Consider the following 495-nt stretch of genomic DNA (forward strand, 5'->3'; position numbering starts at 1 on the left):
TGAGCGCGGCAGGAGTTCGCGGCTCGTGGCGGCCATCGACACCGCATGAGAGGCGTCCGCCTCGCCATCGTGGGGCCGAGCCGCTACGCGCGCGCCTCTCGCTCGGAGATGGAGCTCAGCAGCTCCGACGACCGTGCCCCGCCGTCCCTGGCGGCGATGTCCGACAGGCTGATGACGCCGACAGGGCGCTTCTGGTCGTCGACACAGCCGATCCTCGACTTCTTGTGATCGCTCATGAGGCGCTGGGCCACGTTCAGATCCTCGTCCGGCCCGCAGCAGACGACATCTCGGGTCATGATGTCCCCTGCCCGCGTCGACGAGGCGCTCCGGTGCTCGGCGAGCACGCGGAGCGCGAGATCTCGATCGGTGAGGGTCCCGACGACGGTGCCGTCGTCGCCACAGATCGGAACGAAGCCGATGTTCCGCGCCTGCATCAGCTCGGCGATCTTCTCGACGGGCTCGCTCGCCTTGCTGCACGCCACGTCGGTCTTCATG

General features: G+C 68.5%; 1 protein-coding gene. It reads right to left on the bottom strand.

Annotated elements, in window-relative coordinates; genetic code table 11:
• Window positions 1-83: 83 nt before the first annotated feature.
• A partial coding sequence (locus BN4575_RS20540) for a CBS domain-containing protein (RefSeq protein ID WP_068979571.1) occupies window positions 84-495 on the bottom strand: 412 nt, incomplete at its 5' end.

Origin of the sequence: Aeromonas sp. EERV15, assembly GCF_900079845.1 — a bacterium.
Classification (GTDB): domain Bacteria; phylum Pseudomonadota; class Gammaproteobacteria; order Enterobacterales; family Aeromonadaceae; genus Aeromonas; species Aeromonas sobria.